17 protein-coding genes are annotated in these 22,077 nt (G+C 31.8%); 8 read left to right on the top strand and 9 right to left on the bottom strand.

The window, feature by feature from the left end; all coding sequences use genetic code 11:
* Positions 1-66 precede the first annotated feature (66 nt).
* The 3 genes from ACFSR1_RS06085 (at position 67) to ACFSR1_RS06075 (ending at position 4,484) form a co-directional block, all read left to right on the top strand.
* On the top strand, positions 67-1,809 hold the full coding sequence (locus ACFSR1_RS06085; protein ID WP_378290648.1) for a helix-turn-helix domain-containing protein: 1,743 nt from the start codon (positions 67-69) through the stop codon (positions 1,807-1,809).
* 154 nt (positions 1,810-1,963) lie between these two features.
* The gene (locus ACFSR1_RS06080; protein ID WP_378290647.1) at positions 1,964-3,151 is read left to right on the top strand and encodes a CARDB domain-containing protein; all 1,188 of its coding nucleotides are present in this window, start codon (positions 1,964-1,966) and stop codon (positions 3,149-3,151) included.
* 532 nt (positions 3,152-3,683) lie between these two features.
* Positions 3,684-4,484, top strand: coding sequence for a hypothetical protein (locus tag ACFSR1_RS06075; protein WP_378290646.1), 801 nt, complete (start codon positions 3,684-3,686; stop codon positions 4,482-4,484).
* A gap of 60 nt (positions 4,485-4,544) precedes the next feature.
* On the opposite strand, the gene ACFSR1_RS06070 is transcribed toward ACFSR1_RS06075, so the two are convergent.
* The 9 genes from ACFSR1_RS06070 to menA form a co-directional block, all read right to left on the bottom strand.
* A complete protein-coding gene (locus ACFSR1_RS06070) occupies positions 4,545-5,867 on the bottom strand; it encodes a M24 family metallopeptidase (protein WP_378290645.1) in 1,323 nt (440 codons plus the stop codon).
* Between the two features lie 238 nt (positions 5,868-6,105).
* Complete coding sequence (locus ACFSR1_RS06065; protein ID WP_378290643.1) at positions 6,106-8,346, bottom strand: TonB-dependent receptor plug domain-containing protein; 2,241 nt, start codon at positions 8,344-8,346, stop codon at positions 6,106-6,108.
* 164 nt (positions 8,347-8,510) lie between these two features.
* Positions 8,511-9,224 carry an SIMPL domain-containing protein gene (locus ACFSR1_RS06060; protein ID WP_378290641.1) on the bottom strand — a complete coding sequence of 238 codons (714 nt, stop codon included), beginning with the start codon at positions 9,222-9,224 and terminating at the stop codon, positions 8,511-8,513.
* 79 nt (positions 9,225-9,303) lie between these two features.
* Positions 9,304-11,457: a YfbK domain-containing protein gene (locus tag ACFSR1_RS06055; protein ID WP_378290639.1), complete on the bottom strand. Its 2,154-nt coding sequence runs from the start codon at positions 11,455-11,457 to the stop codon at positions 9,304-9,306.
* A gap of 104 nt (positions 11,458-11,561) precedes the next feature.
* Positions 11,562-12,677, bottom strand: coding sequence for an AMP-binding protein (locus tag ACFSR1_RS06050; protein WP_378290637.1), 1,116 nt, complete (start codon positions 12,675-12,677; stop codon positions 11,562-11,564).
* 69 nt (positions 12,678-12,746) lie between these two features.
* Positions 12,747-13,658: a CPBP family intramembrane glutamic endopeptidase gene (locus tag ACFSR1_RS06045; protein ID WP_378290635.1), complete on the bottom strand. Its 912-nt coding sequence runs from the start codon at positions 13,656-13,658 to the stop codon at positions 12,747-12,749.
* A gap of 14 nt (positions 13,659-13,672) precedes the next feature.
* Positions 13,673-14,713 (bottom strand): o-succinylbenzoate synthase, encoded by a 1,041-nt coding sequence (locus ACFSR1_RS06040; protein ID WP_378290633.1) that lies wholly within the window; start codon positions 14,711-14,713, stop codon positions 13,673-13,675.
* Complete coding sequence (locus tag ACFSR1_RS06035) at positions 14,713-15,393, bottom strand: metal-dependent hydrolase (protein ID WP_378290631.1); 681 nt, start codon at positions 15,391-15,393, stop codon at positions 14,713-14,715. Before ACFSR1_RS06035 ends, ACFSR1_RS06040 begins: the two co-directional genes overlap by 1 nt.
* A gap of 192 nt (positions 15,394-15,585) precedes the next feature.
* Positions 15,586-16,551 carry a 1,4-dihydroxy-2-naphthoate octaprenyltransferase gene (gene menA / locus ACFSR1_RS06030; protein ID WP_378290629.1) on the bottom strand — a complete coding sequence of 322 codons (966 nt, stop codon included), beginning with the start codon at positions 16,549-16,551 and terminating at the stop codon, positions 15,586-15,588.
* 85 nt (positions 16,552-16,636) lie between these two features.
* On the opposite strand from menA, the gene ACFSR1_RS06025 reads away from it, so the two are divergent.
* The 5 genes from ACFSR1_RS06025 to ACFSR1_RS06005 all read left to right on the top strand — a co-directional run bounded on the left by ACFSR1_RS06025 (position 16,637) and on the right by ACFSR1_RS06005 (position 21,970).
* Complete coding sequence (locus ACFSR1_RS06025; protein WP_378290627.1) at positions 16,637-17,824, top strand: helix-turn-helix domain-containing protein; 1,188 nt, start codon at positions 16,637-16,639, stop codon at positions 17,822-17,824.
* A gap of 160 nt (positions 17,825-17,984) precedes the next feature.
* Positions 17,985-19,688, top strand: coding sequence for an alpha-amylase family glycosyl hydrolase (locus ACFSR1_RS06020; RefSeq protein ID WP_378290625.1), 1,704 nt, complete (start codon positions 17,985-17,987; stop codon positions 19,686-19,688).
* A gap of 134 nt (positions 19,689-19,822) precedes the next feature.
* Entirely contained in the window at positions 19,823-20,341 is a 519-nt protein-coding gene (locus ACFSR1_RS06015; RefSeq protein WP_378290624.1) for a DoxX family protein, read from the top strand.
* A gap of 16 nt (positions 20,342-20,357) precedes the next feature.
* Entirely contained in the window at positions 20,358-21,239 is an 882-nt protein-coding gene (locus ACFSR1_RS06010) for a GIN domain-containing protein (RefSeq protein WP_378290622.1), read from the top strand.
* Between the two features lie 356 nt (positions 21,240-21,595).
* Positions 21,596-21,970, top strand: a complete 375-nt coding sequence (locus ACFSR1_RS06005; RefSeq protein ID WP_378290620.1) for a hypothetical protein — start codon at positions 21,596-21,598, stop codon at positions 21,968-21,970.
* The last annotated feature ends 107 nt before the right edge of the window (positions 21,971-22,077 follow it).

Below are 22,077 nucleotides of genomic sequence, written 5' to 3'. Positions count from 1 at the left end.
TTTATAACCATAATTATCAATTGGTTTATCATTCTCAAAAATTATTTAAACTAAAGCATAGTTGCTATGAGGGAAGTAATTGTACTGTTGATTTTTTTATCTTTTTTACAAGGATATTCTTTTCAAGAAGATAAATATGTTACCTCAGATTCATTATCCGTGGAATTGAAAAAGAACAGAGACTATATTCTTTTTCAAGAAGACCTGGATAAAGTTTATGATTTTATTGAAGAAAAAATTAGAGAAAATCCCGATCAAACCGAGTCATATTATCAACTCTATTTAGAAAGAGGGTTTAAAGAAAATAATTACAATATTCAATCTTTCGCATATTATTATTTAGGGTTTATTCAATATCAAAAAGGGAACTATGTTTTAGCCATCAAGTATGGTAAATTGTTATCAGATCTAGCCGAAAACCAAAAGGATAAAGAATATAAAATAAGTGCATATACACTAATTGGCAATTCTTATTTCAAAATAAGATATTATAACGAGGCTTTAAAAGAATACCTTAAAGTATTAGAGATTACAAAAAGTAATAATTTAAAAGACAAGGAATTTTCTACACTTCTTAATATTAATAATATAAGAACACGTATTCACCAATATAAAGAAGCTCTAGAATCTTATGAAGAAACTATCATTTCTTTAGACAAAAAAGAAAACAAAGAAATAGCCAATTATTATGGTAATTATCTTTCGGCTGTTTTAGGCGCAGGTGTATGTAATTATCTTTTAAAAGATTATCACAATGCTTTGAATTATTATAATAAAGGCTTGAAGTTATCAGAAGATTATAAATTAATTCCCTTTCAAATCAATTTCAACAATACTATTGGTGAAACCTATATTGCTATTAATGAATATGATAATGCCTTAGTTTATCTAAATAAAGCCAAAAAACTTATAAAAAGGGAGAATCAGGTTTTTGATAAAGCATTATTTACAACTAATTTTCATCTCGCAACGCTCTTTTTTAATAAGGGAGAGCACAGCAAAGCTTTGGAATATCTAACGGAAAATTTTGATAGTATCAATTCTGAAGAAAAAGAAAAGCAGGTAGAAAAAATAACCGAAATGTATGACTTAGCACAACGAAGTGCAGAAAATACAGGAAATACAGAGAAGCAAATTTATTTTGCAAATGCATACAAAAGAATTATTGATTCTAGACACCAGGATGATGTAAATACTAAAGATCAAATGTATGAGTATGATTTAATTACTTTGGAAGAAAAAAACCAAGATCTTTCATCCTTAAATTCTAAATATATCATAGGTTTAGTTTTTGCTGCGATACTAATTGTACTATTATTAGTTCATCAAATTAGCAAACAACGAACAAACAAAGTTCTTTTCGAAAAACTTCAAAGTGAAAAAATAGAAGTAAAACCTCCTAAACCAAATCCGATAATTAAGAAAGATTTTATTACCAACGAAAAAGTAAAACTGTTATTTGAAAAACTTCAGGAAATAGAAAAAACTAATTTCTTCTTAGAAAAGGATTGTAATTTATACAACACCGCCAAACTGATAGACACCAATACTACGTATTTGTCAAAAACCATGAATGAGTATAAACAACAATCATTCAATGAGTATATAAATGAACTACGCATTAATTTTTTTCTGAAAGAAATGAAAATGGATTCTAAGTTCAGATCCTATACAATTAAAGCAATAGCAGGAGAACTCGGATATAAAAGTGTAAACACCTTTGCTGCTGCATTCAAAAAACAAACTGGATTAACACACTCTTTTTATATGAAACAAATTAGCAAGGACGTGCACAACACTAAAAAATAAGTAAAATCTTGAACTTAAAATAAGTTATAATGGATAGTCAATTTTATAAAATTGATGTTATTTACTTCGATAAAACATTGTTTATAAAGCTATTACTATATTTTTATATCTAATATAAATTTAATAAGAACGATACTTTAAAAAAATTAAATTCATGAACCCAAAAACTGTCCTTTCATTTCTTATATTAACCCTTTTTACTGGTTGGAATTCTATTTATTGCAATACTATTTTTTCTACAAATTATGATTGCGAGACACAGAATGATAAAATTGTTGAAATAAGAAATTCAGGTTCAATTTCCGTAGATATAATCGTGGATATAAGTGACAATGAAGTTAAACTATTAATACCAAATAAAGATGATAATCTTGCCATAAGGGAGAACGGAAGTGTAACGTTAAAGTTTTATATTCATAATCGGTTAAAATACACTAAGACTCCTGAATTACGTTTAGTCATATCTGCTGATTGGATTTATACCACCCTGGAACCGGTACCTATACCACCAAAAAGGCCTTTGCCATCAAATCGTGTTGAAGAATCTAATAATTCAGAACTGGAGTACTTAGAGGGTAAAGATATCCATCTTTCGGCAGATCAATATAACTTAGATCCTGACACATATAATGTTGGGTTTTTAATTAGAGATGATGAAGGAGGACCAATTCTAGATAGAAACTCTTTCATTTTCGAGGTATATGACCCTTCGCTAAGAGCAGATTTATTGATTAAAAGCGCAGATCTTAAATATACAGGCCCATATGATGATGCACGTGGAACTACAATTTCGTGTATTATAGAAAATAATGATAGTGAGTATAGTAATGACATTCTAAAAAAATCAATAGCCAACTTTTATTTGTATAATAATAGCGTTCGCAAACTTTTGGGGTCAAGAACCATTGTTCCTCTGCAAGCAGGAGAAAAAACATCTTTATCCTTATGGACCAAAGAGAACCTCAATCAAGGGACTCTGGATAATGTAGTTCTTATTATTCTTGATGAAGAAAATGAGATAGATGAATCTAATGAAGAAAATAATACTTGGAAAATTGATGTTCCCGAAAGGTTATCCAAGAATACCAAAGTGAAAGCTTTCCCAAACTATTTTAAAGAAAGTATATCGTTCTCATTCGAAACAATAACAACAAACACCTTAGTTCAGTTGGATGTATATAATGAGTACGGAAATTTAATTTCTACGGAAAAGTATCAATTTAAAAACAAAGGAAAACAAGAATTGCACTATCATAATAGCAATTTATTAGCTGGAAGGTACTACTACTCTCTTCTAATTGACAACAAAAATCATACTGGGATAATACTAAAAAAGATGTAGTCAACGGCATACGTACGATATCATAAAAACAAAGCGGACGCATAATCTTTCTTAGAAAACATCATCAAATTTATAAAACTGACTATTCTTCTTTTTTATAATTAATGGTTTGAACATACTTTCGTATCAAAATGTATTCTAGTCGACAAGAATCACAAATCATTTTAAAACTATAAGTTAATTTAAAATCATTAAAAATGTTAAAAGACATCTTAAATTTAAAGGGAGTACAAGAACTCAACATGAATGAAAAAAAATCCATTAAAGCCGGGAACCACGGACCAAATTGTGGTGAATTTTGTGTAGGCGGTCTTTGTGTATTTGGTCAATGTTTTCTTTATGAAAAATAACCAATAGAATTTATTTATTAAAATCACCTTTATTAAAAGGTGATTTTTTCATGAATATAACTTTTAGTTAAATAGATACATTCTCAATAATTGTTGTACTAGATATACTATAAAAATTAACACATACGTAAAATAAAAAATGGTAAATCAAGTTTTATATTTAAACTTAAAAGCAATACATAATGAACAAACCATTTTTTAAAATTAAAGTATTAGGTATCGTAATGATGGCTTCACTATTGGTAGTGAGTTGTAGCGATGATGATAGTAACAATAATCTATCTACTGATATAACTCAGGAAGATATTATGAAAAGTTTAGAGGTCGAAGAGATATCTAATTTTATTGACGGTATCACATTGGATAATATTTCTATGAATAGATCTAATGCCGAAATATCTTCTAAGCTAGGAAGACCTGATTGTGCAGATTTTAGTGTAACTGAAACCGGATATACTCTTACGTTTACGGATTGTACTACCGAGGACGGTGAAACAATCAGTGGAGCGATTAATGTAAGTGTAGTTGTTGAAAATAATGCTGTTTCTACTTCCATTACTTTTGACAACTTAACCTATGCCGGTAATTCAATTAATGGTAGCAAGAGTACATCGTATTCACTAAATACTACCGATGGTGGAAATTTCACATATACAGTTACGTCTGATTTATCCATTACCCTAGCAGATGGAACAACGGCTTCAGAGCAAGGAACAAAGACTTATACGATTACCGGACTTAATTCTGCAGATGCAACTTATACACTAAGCGGAAACTGGACTGTAACATTAAATGCTGATACATACTCATTAGCTACCGATCCAGCTTTAGAAGGAACTTTAAGCTGTGAATATATCACTACAGGTACATTAGTAATGACCAAGAATGCATTGACTGCTTCTATTAATTATGGTGATGGTACTTGCGATAATAAAGCGATAGTAACATATCCTGATGGCACTACTGAAGAGATTGATCTATAGTTTATTCAGAATGTAATATTCAAAAAGCATCCGTAAAAGATTTTACGGATGCTTTTTTATTTATTTTCTCTTAGGAATTGTTATTAATTCAGTCTGTCTTTCGTTTATATATCTAAACCCTTTTTCTCCCCAAAAACCTGCTTCTTCCAACATAATTCTAATATCCTTCTTCCATTCAGGAATAGTTACTGTTGTATTTAGTTCTATTGCGTATGCAGTATTTTCGTACAACGGATAATCTCCATTAACAGGCACACCGCCTTGAGAATCCCACATTCCGATTGTAGTACCAGAAGAATGTCCATACAATCCCAGTGGATGGGTATATATCGATGGTTTTAATCCTTCTGCTCTACCCTCTTCTAATGATTTTAATAAAATCTGATTTCCAGTTTTTCCAGTTTCAAAATTTGCTGTAAAAATATCCTGAACACGATTTCCATCAGAGAAAGCTTTTGTTAGAAAATCAGGTGGAGCCATTTCTCCATTTTTAAGAATATAAGCATGTTGCTGACAATCAGTATTCAGTCTTAAATAGGTAATCCCAAAATCACAATGAATAAGATCCCCTTGTTTAATAATCTTTTTATCGGGCCTATTAGAAAAGGAAGTAATATGACTTTCTAATTTCTCTCCAGCCCTTTGGATATCCACTGTAGGATGAAACCAGGTTTTTAGTCCCATATCAGTAACTTTTTGGCGCAGCCACCAAACTACATCATCTGTAGTTGTGGTTCCAGGTTTAATAACTTTTGTACTAAAGGCTTCGGCAATAATATCATGGGTAGTTTGAACTAATTCTTTGAATAGCTCCATTTCTTGTTCGGTTCGAGTTTCTATCCAAGCAATTGCTAATTTCTCTGCAGAAGTAACTTTGGGTTTGTAATTTTCCGGAAGTTCCTGCATAAACTCTTCATAGTCTGTTTTTACAATACCGTCTACAATACCAAAATGTTTTGAATAGTTAATTCCAATTTTTTTAGGATCTCTTGTGGTAATAATATCCATAAGTGCTTTCCATTGATCGGGTTGCTTCTCTTTATCCCATGCAGAATCAATATTTTTGCCTACGTTATACCTCGCCACAGCTAAATGTTCAATTGTATTTTTCTCTTTATCTCGGTAAAAAACCAATATCGTCCTTCTTCTTGCATTAAGCCATTTAGCAGGTAACATAGTTTTTAATACCGGATCTTCATTATATTCCCTCGAAATCAATATCCACATATCAAAATCAGTTCGATCCATTAATTGAGGTAATAAGTTATTAAAACGATCCGCTAGTATTTGATCTACTATCTCTGCTCTATCCCTTTCCGGAAGAATTTGTGCACTAGAAATATAGGTGATCAGGACTAATGTTAGAATAAGGAGTTTTTTCATTTGTGTGGTTCATTAAATTCGAATAAATGTATCACAAAAAAGAGACACCTGCAATGCTTTGCTTGTGTCTCTTTTCAATTACTTTCATAGTGGTAATTTTAAAGCGTAGGATAGCTGTTCATTAATCAATTGCACTTTCTATTAAAACACACTATTACAACAGTTTTCTTACTGAAATAAATTAAGAATTTTTAATAATGTAAGCTAGAATTATACTATATCAAAAGACGTGAATATTCTAATCAATGGTAAAATAAGCAAATATTTTATCTTCTGAAACTCTATCCAAATTGATGATGTGCGTTTGTAATTTTTCTTGTTCTCTTCCAAAATCTGTATAAATTTTTATCTTTAGAAACTTGGGGTACTTCAAATCAGAATTATAGCCAAGAGTTGGTTTAAGACTTAGAAACCATCTACCCTTCTCTGCATCAGCCAAGATATATTCTTCAGAAGTAAAACCCTCTAGCAGTTCCCTATCCATCACTCTTTTGTGCTTTTCTGGTGTGTGACTCAATACAAAGTACTGTTTTTTTGGATTGATATATTGCATTTCAAATTCTGTTTGTGGATGTGACCACTCTGTGACTATACGTAAGTCATATTTAGGTAGGTTGAAGTATTTTCGCCTAATTTTGTTAAGCTTCCATCCAACGGTACGATTTGATAGTAAATTTTTAAAGTCATTATTGATTTGATTCTGCAAACCATTAAAACTGTTGACTTTGTTGATCTTTTGTGAACTAATTTTAGTAAAAAGATCAACAGATTTCTGATATTTTTTATCTTCAAAATAGCTATTCGCGAGATTCAAATATGTTTGCGAAATAGTTGGTGAAACTTCTATAATACGGTTATAAATATGCTGAGCTTTTTCAAACATTTCATATTTTTCAAGATGAAAAGCCAAGATTTTAAGAACAGATGTATCTTCCGGAAATAATTCGGATAGATTTGATAATATTCTTAATCCAATACTCTTTTCTCCTTTTAGAAAAAAATATTCGGCAGATTCTAAAAAGAATGTTACATTTTTTTTATTGTCCTTTCGTTGATCAAGATAATAAGAATACGCAGCAGCTATTTCAGAAAATATTTGAAGGCTTTTTATAAATTTTGTTGGTTCAGTTTTTGTTAATTCCAAAGGGCCTTCATATATGTCATAGTCGATTTTAGGTTCATTGCTCTTCTTAGCTTCCTTAAATTTAAGACTACCGTGCTTAGTAGTAATTAACACTACACCATTTACCCCAAGTTTTCCATAAAGATTTGTTGCTGCAATACCTCTTAAAACAGTTATATCTTTAATCATATTTGGATCTATAAAATCATAATTTTCTTTTTGATAACTTTCTACCCCACTTACCGGTAATGGTACTCCATCTATAAAAAATGCAGGGTGATTTGTTAGCTGAAAAGAACTGAATCCTCTTATTATCATTAAGCCTGGATCGTTATGCACTCCCATTTGAACTCCTGCAAACTCCCCAGCCATTGCTTCGCCTAGACCTCTATTGATATCAGAAATATCATCTGATGTAATACTGCTTACAGAGTATCCCAACGAGCGCTTCTTAATTAACTTATCTCCTACTTTTATAATCTCACTATCAATCCCGCCTCCTTTCGCTTTGATAACAGTTGGTTCGAGTTGATTTAACTTTTCTGTTAAGTTTATGTCGATAATATTCTCATCACCTACTTCTACCTCTGTTCTTTTCATATTTATAGCACTAAAAACCAAGATATCACCAGATTTTGCAGCAATTTGATAATTCCCAAATTTATCCGTGATTGTTCCTTTGTTCTTGCCTTTTAATAGAATATTTACATTTGGTAACCCTTTCTCACCATCTGTAATCACTCCTTCTATAAAAGACATATCTCTTTCTGCTTTTTTTCTTGTTATAAATTCTAATTTGGTTGGTGTTTCCTGATTTTTGATTGCTTTTATGTATGTAGAAATGTCATTTTCCAAGAGATTTACATAATATCCTCTATTGTAGTACGCTAACTCATGCAACTCTTTTTTATTGATGCTTTCCTGACTGCTAACTGTTATAATCCTAGGACTATAAAGATTTGTTTTAACCTCTCCGAAATTACTGTTACCGTCTGTGAACAAAAACAGTAACTTACTATCGACTTTTGTATTTATTAAGCTAAAATCAGACTCACCATCGTAAGTTATATTTTCTAATTTGTTTTTTAAATCGTTCCAGTGAGAAGATCGAATAGTAAATATATCCTCAGAAATTATTTCTGTATTGAAAACAATCAGACTTACTTTTATATTAGTCTGATTATTGAAATAGGCATCGAGAAACTGAAATTCTTTATTGAAATTTTTATCTTTTTGTGAAAATGAAGCATCCCAGTAGATGATTATATCTTCTTCACTTGAAAATTCGTTGAAGGAAGAATTTAGAAAAAAGAAAACACAAAGAATACTGACAATTAGAATTTTAGACCTACCCATAACAAAATGATTTGTGTTAAATTAAGAAATGCTTGTTCTAATCAAAATAGAAGTATTGATTCTAAAGATTCAATCCTAAAACTTTGATAATTGTATCTGTTAATTTCTTACATCACCAAAATGTTACCGTAAAAATCACTTTTTTATTAAAAACTGATACTCCTTTACAACAAAATAAACTTTACAGACACGCCGTAATTTAGTTCTATTTTCTTGAATACAGTTCCTGGCAGCTCTGCCATCGCTCTTCTTGAAGCATAAGAATTTGAACTCCGATTTAATTCATAATTAATATTAGATTGAGAATATCCATATGAATTGTTTAATTCCTGAATATAAATTGCTTTTCCAATTTTTTGATCAATCGCAGCAGTCAGGAAGACTGCCTTTTCTTTTGCAGCTTTAATCGCTTCTATTTTTACCTGTCTTCTAAATTTTTCTATTTCTGAATGATTAACTTTATCAATAGATATATTAGAAATATCATTTTTCTCTAATGCTTCAATAACATCACCAACTTTTTCAGCATCTTCAACCAGCACTTGGTATTCTCTACTTTTCCTGATGTCCGACTTTTTAAGGAATCCAAAATTAAAAGTACTAGAAAAATCTGCTACAGAAACATTTTTTTCCGTATTAACGCCAACTTCCTTTAAGGAAGTCATCATTTTTTCTTCTAACATCTCTACTTTTTCTTTCCCTTTATTATCATTTTCATTTAATAAAACTTTTAAATAAATTTGATTAGGAACAATTTTCAATTCTGCTCTGCCAGTAACTTCAATATAATTTTGATCTATAAAATTCTTCTCATTAGTTGTTTGACCATAATTGTGGACTGTAGCTAATAGCAATATTGATAATACAATCTTTTTCATTTGATCTATTAAAAGTGGTTATTGTTTCCTTTTGTTTTTACTTCTCTGTTTGTTAAAATAAGGAAATATCCTATTTGTTTTACATTACTTGATAGCTATTCATCAATCGAATAAACTCTGCTCGATATCCCTGGTTATCTTTGGATCTGTTTTTTTCTGCTAATGCAATAATATCATTTATATCCCGATTAGTTATATATTTTGAATTTCTGATTTTCATTCCAAACCAAGCTACAGAAGCAGCAAAATTGAAGTCTTTTGTCACTATACTTTCTTTTGTTTTTAATATATGAACCATCTCAATACTTTTACTTTCTTGTGGTCTTTTATATCGAAATTTTACCGTTAACAATTCATCTCCATAATTTTTAGAGATTTGAGCATCTGTATATTTCAGATCCGGAATATGCTTCAAATAATTACTTTTTACACCAACAGGAATTACTTCATACAAGGCAGTAACCGTATGTCCGCTTCCTAATTCTCCGGCATCCTTTGTGTCGTCCACAAAATCTTCATCAGCCAATAACCTGTTTTCATATCCTACAAGACGATACGCTTGTACTTTTGCAGGATTAAACTCTACCTGAATCTTTACATCTTTTGCGATTGTATAAAGTGTTCCTCCAAATTCTTTACCTAAAACTCTTTGAGCTTCTTGCATTGTGTCAATATACGCATGATTCCCATTCCCTTTATCCGCCAGGGTTTCTAATTTACTGTCCTTGTAATTATACATTCCAAAACCTAAACAGGTTAAGAATACTCCAGATTTACGCTTTTCTTCTATCAAGGTTTTCATATCCTTATCGCTGCTCATTCCCACATTAAAATCTCCATCAGTAGCAAGAATTACGCGATTATTGCCGTTTTCTATAAAATTATCTTGAGCAATTTTATAGGCAAGCTGAATACCGGCTCCACCCGCAGTAGAACCGCCTGCACTCAGATTATCTAGTGCTTGATTGATTTCATTTTTATGAGCACCGGATGTCGGTTTTAATACCATTCCCGCAGCTCCTGCATATACTACAATAGAGACTTTATCTTTCTCTCTTAGTTGATTTACCAGTAATTTAAAAGCACGCTTAAGCAATGGCAATTTGTTTGCTTGATTCATAGAACCAGATACATCCAATAGAAAGACTAAATTCGAAGCAGGAATAGCTTCTTGTGGAATTTCTTTTCCTTTTAGGCCAATTTTCACTAATTGAGTTTCTTTATTCCAAGGTGTTTTGCCATATTCGGTATGAATTGCAAATGGGTGATCTCCTGTTGGTTGTTGATAATCATACTCAAAATAATTGATCATTTCTTCAACCTTTACAGCATCAGCTGGTATTTGCTGACCATTATTAATCATTCTTCTTATATTGCTATAGGATGCTTTATCTACATCTATAGAAAATGTAGACAATGGAGAAGTCTGTACTTTTTCAAAACTATTTTCAACAATTTCTTCGTAAGACTCGTTATTTTCTATTTTGTAATTCCCTTGGTGTGTAGTAATTATAATGCATCCGTGAACCGCTCTTGATCCATAGAGAGAAGTAGCTTTTTTATCTTTCAGTACTTTCACATCCGCAATTTTGGCTGGATCAATCTGCTGAATTTTAGCTATATCTTTTTTATCCAAAGGCACTCCATCTATTATGTATAATGGTTGTTCTGAGGCCGACATACTATTAGCACCTCTAATTCTTACGGAACTATTGGAATTCATACTTCCAACACCATTAGATATTGATACCCCTGCTACTTTTCCACTAAGTGTCCTATTTAAATTAGTAATTGATTTTTTTCTTTCCTTTCTGGCTCTTCTTCTTTCTGCTCTAGTTGATCGCCTTGATTCACTCGTAATAGTAGAAACCGCATACCCCAATAATGTTTGTTTTCTCTGTATACATTGAGCCACAACAACAACTTCCTCCAGTTCACCTGCTGCAATCGACATTGTTACATTTATAATAGAACTATCTTTTTTTACTGTTATTTCTTTTGTTTCATATCCGATGAAAGAGAATGATAAGATATCCCCTACTTTGGATTCGATACTATAGTTTCCATCAAAATCTGTTTGTGTTCCAGTATTCGAATTTTTAACAAAGATATTTACTCCGGGAATGGGATCACTGGTTGCGATATCTGTAACAGTTCCTGATATTGTTATTTGTTGTGCAACGGCTATTCCGGTAAAAAAGAATAATAGCATACAATAGTGTAGAGATTTCATAATTGATTGTTTTTGATTATGAAATAAAACTACTCTTAGAGCTATCTAATCACAACCTACATTGAGTGAAGTAGTATTTTGGATTAGTGAAATTACCTAAACATTTAGGATCGTTCATCATAAATAAGTTCCAATGTCTTATTGCGCTGAACTTTACCCGTATCGGTTTCTATGAATTGAGGTAAGAAATGAATTTCTTTAGGGATTTCATACTTAGTCAAAATACTAAGATGTTGTATTGCTTCTTTAAGTTTTTCTTTTGCAGTGATATCTAAACTACGCTCTATTAACAAAACTACTTTATCACCTAGGACATTATCCGGAACACCAGCGATAAAAAATCGATGTCCAATCAGTAGTTGGAGTTTTGTTTCAATTTCTTCAGGATACAATTTTATTCCGCCGCTATTTATAACATTATCAAAACGGCCTTTCCAACTAAACCTTTTGTAGGTTTTTAGTTCCACAACATCATTTGTGATAATGGTTTCTTCATTTAATTGGGGGGCTTTGATCATCAAGCAATTTCTTTCATCTATACTTAAAGTGATATTAGGTAGTGCTCTAAAATATTTAGCATCTTTTTTATCTTTTTTCTTTGGGTTGATTCTTCTGGCAGCAATATGGGTTACAGTTTCTGTCATCCCATAAGTTTCAAAAATCTTGGTTTTTATGCCTTGTACCAGTTCCTTGAGATTCTCTGATACCTTTCCACCACCCACGATTAGTTTTTTTAATAAATGTAGCCTATTAATAGAGTTATCAAGCTGCAAAGGTACCATAGCACAAAAATCATATTGTTTATACACAGTATCCAAAGGATTTGTTTTTGGAGGAACCAAGTCTATTTTCCATCCTAAAACCATCGCTCGAACTAACATCATTTTACCCGCAATATAGGCAGCCGGTAAACATAATAATGCAGTTGTTCCTTCTTCTACCTTAAAAAAAGCACCCGTAGCTTTGGCGCTGTTGATCATATGCTGTTTATATACTTTGATTTTTTTTGGTGTACCTGTAGATCCAGAAGTCTGAACAATAATATGATCTTTATCATTTAACCAATCCAATAGAAAATTACCCACTTCCTGCTCATAGAACTCCCCTTCTTTAATAAAGTTATATGCAATTCGTTGCAATCCTATCTTATCTAAAGACTGATTATTAATCCTAAAATCTTCGTGTATCTCTGGAATAGAAAATGTATCTTTTTTTTGCATATCCAAATTTCAATTTTCTTCTATACTCGTAGGTTATGCGTAGGTAAATTGTATATTATCAATTTGTTATCATTCTTCTGTCTGAAGTTCTGGTTCTATTTTTCCGAATAATTTATCTTTCCATCCAGACCATTTATATTTTTTGGTTAAAATGAATAAAAAGGCAGGAAATATTATCAACACTGGAAATAGAATTTCGAGATTAACCTCAGGTTCTGCGGTATATAATAATACAGAATCTGTTTGAAAAGCAGTCCAAGTAGATGTTACCAACATAGCAGTTACAAGGTTATTGGCGGCATGAAATCCCAATGCTAATTCCAAACCTTCATCCATCAAGGTCATAATTGCTAAGAAAAATCCTGTACCAATATAATAAACCATTATAATAGGTCCCAACTTGCTTACTTCTGGGTTGGCAATATGCATTAATCCAAATGTAACAGAAGTAATTACAAAAGGAATCCATTTCGTCTTTGTAGCAATACCTAGTCCTTGCATTAAATATCCTCTAAAAAAATACTCTTCAAAGCTGGTTTGTATTGGTACTAAGATTAATGCCATTATTGCTAGTATCAAAAATGGTTGTAACTGAAAATTTATTTCATAATCATCTGGAGCAATAATATATCCTATATACGTGGTAATACAAATATATAATGCCATTAATCCAAACATGAAAAATACTCGTTTCCAATCTATTTTTTTTCTAGAAGTAGTCAATGAAGTAATACTTTGTTGATGGACAATTTTCACCCAAAAAAATAACGCTCCCAAGAAGACAACAAAAGGTCCTACAGCTATAAGAAAAAATAAAGGTTTACCTAAAGTTTCTATTTGATCTTGCATAACAGTTTCGGTATCCGCCCCTATTAATAAACTGACTAAAAAATTTAAAATCATTAAACCAAAAAACCCTAATGGAGGAAATAAATACTTCCACATTCCTAGTTTTCCTTTTCTTCCTTGTTCTATATACATCTATAATTATTTTATTAATCTAAATATGATACAACCCATTTCTTATAAGGTTGATACCTTAATGTTCCTTTATCTACTGCCAAAGGTGCTTTTATATTATTAGTATATAAACCTCCGGTTCCTAAACCTTGTGGCATTTTATTATTTAAAGTAAACGTATATTGAGCTATTGCATTTAATCCAATATTACTTTCTAAAGCACTGGTAATCCACCACCCGATCTCCAATTCATCTGCAATATCAATCCATTCTTGTGTTCCTTTAAACCCTCCTATCAAACTTGGTTTCAAAATTATATATTGAGGTTGTATAGTTAGTAGTAGTTTTTTCTTATCTGTTACATCAAAAACACCAATTAATTCTTCATCCAATGCAATAGGTAATGGAGTTGCCTTACATAAAGTCTTCATTTGTTCGAATTGCCCCTGTTTAATAGGCTGTTCTATACTATGAAGATGATAAGCACTTAATTGGGTTAATTTACCCAATGCATCATCAGGAGAAAAAGCTCCATTAGCATCTACTCTAAGTTCGATGACATCTTTAGAAAACTGAGAACGCATATAAGACAGAAGTTCCAATTCTGCTTCAAAATCGATGGCTCCTATCTTCATTTTTATGCAATCAAATCCCTGATCTAGCTTCTCCGTGATCTGATTTTTCATAAAGTCCTTCTCTCCCATCCAAATTAATCCATTGATAGGAATAGCTTCTTTCCCTTCTGTAAATTTTGAAGGAAACAGTATATAAGGGGATTCGCTTTCTAAAGATTTAAAAGCCATCTCTACACCAAACTGAATACTCGGAAATTCTTTTAATTCTGCCCAAAGTTGTTCTACCCCTAATTGAATGTTATCACAGGTCCATTGCAGTTTTTCTTCGTAATCCGGTCTATCATCTATACTCAAGGTCCTTAGAATTCCGCATTCTCCAATACCTTGCTTTCCCTGAGCAGTAATAACAATAAACCAGGTTTCTTTAGTTTTTAATATTCCGCGAGAAGTTCCACTAGGTCTTTTAAATTCTAAAATGTGTTTATGGTAAGTAGCCTTCATTATAGCTCTATACTCTGACCGATATCTAACAACATCAAATCTTTATCTTTAGCGAAAAACTTTCTTTTTGCTTCATCATGATCAATTTCTATATATCCAAAGGTATCATAATGAACACCCAATACTTTATCACACTCTACAAAATCACTTGCTAGAATAGCGTCATCAATTCCCATAGTAAAATTATCACCAATAGGTAGTATCGCTAAATCCAATTTAGTAGATAAAGGAATTAATTTCATATCCATCGTCAATGCAGTATCCCCGGCTATGTAAATGTTTTTATGTTCGCCTTCAATAACAAATCCTCCCGGTTGTCCGCCATAACTCCCATCAGGAAAACTACTGGTATGGATAGCATTTACATATTTTACTTTACCAAAATCAAATTCCCAATTTCCACCATGATTCATTGGATGTACTTCTATACCCTTTTCTTGATAATGCATCGCAATTTCGTAATTGGAAACGATAGTGGCATCACTGTTTTTAGCAATAGCCTCTGCATCCAACGTATGATCCTGATGTGCATGAGTTAATAATATGAAATCAACTTTAAAATCCTCTATATTCAACTTATCTTTAGTTAATGGATTTCCAGAAATAAAAGGATCTATCAAGACTTTAGTTTCTTTGATTTCTAATAATAAGGTATGATGCCCGTAAAATGTAATTTTCATTATGTGAAGTTTTTACTTGTTATATATAGATCCTGCTTTGCAGCGGGATAAGTGCCACTAATTGTTTTAAAATCGCTTTGCAAGCTCTTTCAATTAATTATAATTGTATTAGATCCCGCTCTACAGCGGGATAAGTTCCACTAATAGTTTTAAGTTCACTTAGTAAGCTCCTTAAAACTAAGTGTCACTAAATTAAAAAATCTGTCCTAAACTAAACAATATGGCTAATAAAAAAGTTGATAAAGCTACTTTTTTTAACTCAGGATCTAAATCCTTAGTATCTTTTGTTTTTTCTACTTTAATTAGATGAATAACCAAGGGAATAAATGCGACTAAAAATAATAGATTAGCATAATTCTGATAGGTGAAAAATAGAAATATTACCATAGATGATATAGCGCCTAAAATCAGAAAATAATGATATTTTTTTGCTTGTGCTATACCTAATTTCACAACTAAAGTATTTTTTTTTGCTTTTTTATCACTATCGTGATCACGCATATTATTGAGGTTCAACACTGCCGAACTCAAAAAGCCTATGGTAATTGCCGGCAAAAAAACTGACCAGTTTAAATTCTTGGTGAATAAGAAATAACATCCTACCACACTTACCAATCCAAAGAATATGAAAACAAACAGATCACCTAATCCTCGATAACCGTAAGCAGAATCCCCCATTGTATACTTCATAGCAGCAATGATAGCCGCTAATCCTAATAGAAAAAAGAAAACAGAATACACAAAATATTCTTTACCAAAGGATACATAGATCAGTAAAATTGCCAAAATCAATGTAATAATAGCCGTAATAACGATACCTCTGAACATTTCTTTTCTAGAAATGGCTCCACTCTGTAATGCTCTTTGAGGTCCTACTCTATCCTCATTATCAGTCCCTTTTACTCCATCCCCATAATCATTAGCAAAATTTGATAAAATCTGCAATCCCAGGGTGGTCGCAATAGCTAACCAGAAAATTGATTTATCAAAAAAATTTGGTCCGGATAAACAGATCAAATGATCATTAGACTCTATAATTTTCAGAATGTCTTCATATATAAATCTAACTCCTATAGAAGATCCGACAATAATTCCTGATATTGATAATGGTAATGTACGAAGTCGTGCTGCAGAGATCCAAGCTTTGAATTTAGTCATTCTATTCTAAATTATAGTCAAAGGAACAGTATTTTAATTAAAAAAAAAATAAAAAATACTTCTTCGAATTATTTAATTTAGCATTATGCTAATTCCATTCCCATTAGAGTTTCCTTCTTTTAATATTTATAGTACCCCTTTATTACTATTGGTATTACAAGCTTTTGTTTTTGCCTTCCTTCTACTAGTTAGATATTTCAAAAAGAAATACGTATCAGCACTCATACTATCGGTTCTTATTTTTATTACAGGATATCACAGAACTACATATACGATAGGTTTTATGGATTGGTATGATACCTATCGCAATACCAAGATTAATTATTGGCTAATTGCATTATCATTGGCAATTGGTCCGCTTTTATATTTTTATGTAAAATCAATCACTACTTCTAATTTCAGATTCAAAAAAAAGGATTTTATACATTTTGCGCCGGTTAGTTTATACGTTATTTATAAAATTTCAATTTTTATTTATGATGCTTCTCAACCAGGATTTAGTGATACGCAGAACGGCTATCTTAAGGTTTTTCTGGATGAAAAATACGTTGGCCCTCTAATAGGAATTGTAGAAAATCTGCAGATGTTATTGTATTTGGCATTTACCATACAGCTATACTATATATATAGAAAAAAAATCCAGCAGTTTTTCTCCAACACCTATAGCCTTGAATTAAACTGGATTAGAAACTTTCTTTTTATTTATTCCTTCCTATTTTTATATAGTATTTTTCAGGGAGTTATTGGTTCGGTTATTACAGATTTGCATTGGACTCAAAAATGGTGGTATCATTTCTTTACGGCTGTAGCGATCATTTATATTGGAATCAAAGGATATTTTACAGACACTAATAAGTTGAATAACTTAAATTTTTCAGTGAATGTAAAAGAGAATTCCGCTACTCCACAGATTGAACTTAGTGAAGATGTAATTAAGGTTAAAGAAAAAATTGAAGAGTTTATGGAAAATGACAAGCCATTTCTTAATCCGGATTTAAATCTTACAGAGCTTTCTAAAATGCTAAAGATTCCTGCACCAACCCTGTCAGATGCCATAAATTCTGGATTTGATAAAAACTTCAATGATTTTGTAAACTCATATAGAGTGGAAGCAGTACAAAACATGCTACAACAAGGAAAACAAGAACAATTATCTCTATTAGGAATTGCTTATGAATGTGGTTTTAATAGTAAAGCAACTTTTAACAGGGTTTTTAAAAAGCTAACAAATACTTCACCCTCTCAATACGCAGCTTCTCTAAACAATACCTGATTTTATTATTTTTATGAATTTCGCAATTCTACAAAGATGGATTTTTATGTTCAATTTTATAGATTAGCAGCTTAAACCAGTATTGATTTCTGTTTCAACATCATTCTAGATCCCTATACTATTTGGAACAAAAATGTTTTGAAACATTAAAAACTAACACATGAAACATTTATTAACAACTACCTTTTTAGGGCTTTTTAGCATCCTTATTTCCTGTAAAAGTGATACAAAAACAGCCTCTTCAACAACCGAAACTGCAGCAGTAAAAACAGTTAAACCAGTAACCACGAAAGACATGCCTTTTATTTGGGAAGGTGCGAACGTTTACTTTTTACTTGCGGATAGATTTAAAAATGGAGATTCAACCAATGACGAAGTTTTAGAAAGAACAAAAGAAACAGGAGTATTACGTGGTTTTGAAGGAGGAGATATAAAAGGAATCATTCAAAAAATTGAAGATGGATATTTTAAAAATCTTGGAATTAACGCACTTTGGGTAAATCCATTAGTTGAGCAAATTCATGACAGTGTGGATGAGGGAACCGGTAACACCTATGCATTCCACGGATATTGGGCAAAAGACTGGACAACTATTGATCCTAATTTCGGAACCTATGATGATCTTAAAAAACTAGTAGAGGTTGCACATCAAAACGGCATACGGATTCTTATGGATGTGGTTATTAATCACACAGGTCCTGTAACAGATAAGGATCCTGTTTGGTCAGAAGATTGGGTGCGCACTTCTCCACAATGTACATATAAGGATTATGAAACTGCTGTAAAATGTACTTTGGTTGAGAATCTTCCGGATATTAAAACTGAAAGTGATGAAGAAGTAAAACTGCCGGACGCACTTGTTGCTAAGTGGGAAAAAGAAGGACGATTAGAAGCAGAAATGGATGAATTAGAGCTCTTTTTTGCCAAAACAGGCCTTAAACGATCACCAAAAAACTATATCATAAAATGGTTAACAGATTATGTAAAAGAGCTTGGAATTGATGGATACCGTGTAGATACCGTAAAACATGTAGAAGAAGGTGTTTGGGGTGTACTGGCAGAACAAGCTAAAATTGCTTTTACAGAATGGAAGAAAAACAACCCTGACAAAGTGTTGGATAATAATGAATTTTATGTTCTTGGAGAATTATATGGATATGGAATTGACGGAAAGCGTTTTTACGATTTTGGAGATCGAAAAGTAGACTATTACGCCAATGGATTTGATAATCTTATCAATTTCCAGTTTAAATACGATGCAAAACGATTAAGTTATGAAAAATTGTACAGCAAATATAGTACAGCATTACAAACTGGTTTGATCGGTAAAAGTGTGATGAACTACATTACTTCTCATGATGATGGTGACCCATTTGATAAAAAAAGAAGTAAAACCTATGAATCTGCAACTAAACTTTTATTAACTCCTGGTATCTCTCAGGTATACTATGGTGATGAAACTGCAAGATCATTGGTCATTGAAGGAGCACAAGGAGATGCGACACTACGATCCAATATGAACTGGGAAGATCTGGAGACAGAAGAAACCAAATCATTATTACTACATTGGCAAAAATTAGGGAAATTCAGAAAAGATCACCCTGCTATTGGCGCTGGAAAACACAAAATGATTAGTGAAACTCCATATGTTTTTTCAAGGATGTATAGTAAAGATGATATCGTTGATGGTGTCGTTATAGGATTAAATCTTAGAAAAGGAACAAAGACTTTAAAAGTGAATTCTATTTTTAAAGACGGTACTACTTTAACAGACACCTACTCCGGAACAGATACTACTGTAAAAGATGGTAGTGTAACCATCAAATCGGATTATGAAATCGTATTATTAGAAGTTAAAAAATAGTATTTTAAATATCGGCTCACTTTATGTAGGACGGCTCAAATTATAATTTGAGCCGTCCTATTTTGTTTTGGGGCGCAGTATTCACAACTGATTCAGACATTTGGAACATCAAACAATCTAAAATCGTTTCAGTTATGAAAAATGTTATTAAAAAAATTATTACACCGATTACAATGCCGCATTGGTCGATAGATTTACTATTCGCATTTCCCAGAATTATTTGCGGTTATTTTTTAGCAGTAAATTTTGGCGGAAGTAAATTTGGAGTGCCCTGGAGCCCAGAAGGATCTCCGGACTTGGGCTTTCTGGAAGTTGTAGAATGGTTTCCTAAGGATATCGCGGAGTATGGAGGTATTTTTGCATTGTTCCCTGTGTTTTTTGCCTGGATGGGAGCAGCGAGTGAAGCTATTGGAGGTGCATTTCTTTTATTAGGTTTCAAAACCAGAATCGCTTCTTTCCTAATTATGTGTACGATGTTAGTCGCCATATTTTTCCAGAAATGGGATAATGGATTATGGGGAATGTTACCGGCAATGGGATTCCTTTGGATTTCTATCTATAACCTTGTTCTTGGATCAGGAAGATTCGGGATTGATTACATAATCAGCAAAAAATGGTTTAAAATACCTAAAACCAGCTTATCACTAATTTAATTTAAAACACAAAATCATGAGAAAACTTATAAGCCTATTAATACTGTTTGTTTGTCTAACAACTACAGCTCAAATAAAAGGAAATAAAGATATTATAACCAGAACTTTTAATATTAATACTATTCAAACCATAAAAATAAATTTTTATGCACAAGTAATTATTGATCAATCCAAAGAAGAAGGTCTTACCATTACTACCGATTCTAATCTTTTTGACTATATCGATAAAGAAGTAGTAGATGGTGTATTACACCTTGATCAAAAGGAATGGATACAACCTTCGGAAAATGCCAAGATTATTGTTGGAGCTCCTAACCTAAGAAAAGTCGAAAGTGGCACCCACGATACTACGAGAATTATTAATATTGATAATGACTATATTCAAGTGATTGCCCCTATCGGTAAGGTTTTTATAGAGGGAAAAACAAAAGAGTTACGCATCGCTGCAGAACTTGCCTCTATTGATGCATCAGGTTTAGTTGCAGAAAACGCTAGAATAGATATTTGGAGTCGTGGATCTGCAAGAGTATTTGTTACTAATGAGCTAGATGCAAAATTAAGTGACAAGGCAAAACTAAAAATAATGAACACGCCTAAAAAGATTAGTGGTGATGCAAAAACAATAGTAAACAAGGGTGAAAAAGCTAAAAACACATCTATAAAATATATAAAGTTTAAAATCAAGAATAACTCATTAACCCGAAATCAATTCTTAGTGATTGGACCTAAACCAGATGGATCTACATTTAGTTACGGTTTCCCAATGATGCCACAAGCAACCAGAAAAGAAAATTGGACCACAGGGACTAAAGTATATAAAGTTAGTACTTTAGGAAAAAGAAAACTATTAGTAACGATTAAAGAGGAAGATAAAGATACAACAGTTGCCTTATTTTAATTACGAAATACCCCAAGAAGAACTTACCTCCTGTATTCAAGGAGGTAAGTGTTGGGGAAAACAAAAAAAGTAAGGGAAAAATTGTAATTGGAATACTCTTCAAAGATAAAGAGGATTATGGAATTTTGGTTACGGTTAAACCTCAAACTTTAGCTGGAATACTAGCATAGATCAAATAAAGCACTATTTACCAATAAGTTACAGGGAAAATTCCTCTAATTATTAAGAAGATTTTTTTTGCATATTATTTATTTAACATTAAAAAATAAATTTATTGTTTTAAAAGATTTTAAAGATTTATATAAAGAGTTAAATTTGCCGTAATCATTTTTTAAACCATACTAATTTTATAATCCTTGGAAAATAAAAAGGCGCTCAAATTAATTGACAAAATTCTAAACGATCTGGAAAAATCCGGAATCAATACAGACACACTTATTGAAGATCTTAAAGCTTTACGATCTTATGCTTTAGAACAACAAGTACCATTAGTAGTAAAGGTATTAAGACTTACCTACGAACATATTCAGGAGAATGATAGCTTTCTTATCCCTATTCCGGATGATGAACCTATCGAAGAACAAGAAGAAGAAAATGAAACACCAGTAGCGAAGAATGAAGATGTAAATCCGGTTGAGAGTCTTATGTACCTTGTTTCTTTATTGAAGGATTTAAAAAACAAAATGAATGTTATGGATTTGGCAGATTACAGAGACGCCTTAAATGCTTAATACATAAGCCTTTTTAATCATAATTTCAGAAAAGTCTTGAGCCATCAAGGCTTTTTTTATTTTCCAAATTCATAATCTAGTATGTTTTACTTGGTTTTTCTTCTAAA

Source organism: Aquimarina rubra, from assembly GCF_042684305.1.
GTDB lineage: Bacteria > Bacteroidota > Bacteroidia > Flavobacteriales > Flavobacteriaceae > Aquimarina > Aquimarina rubra.
This window is presented reverse-complemented; position numbering and strand designations above follow the sequence as displayed.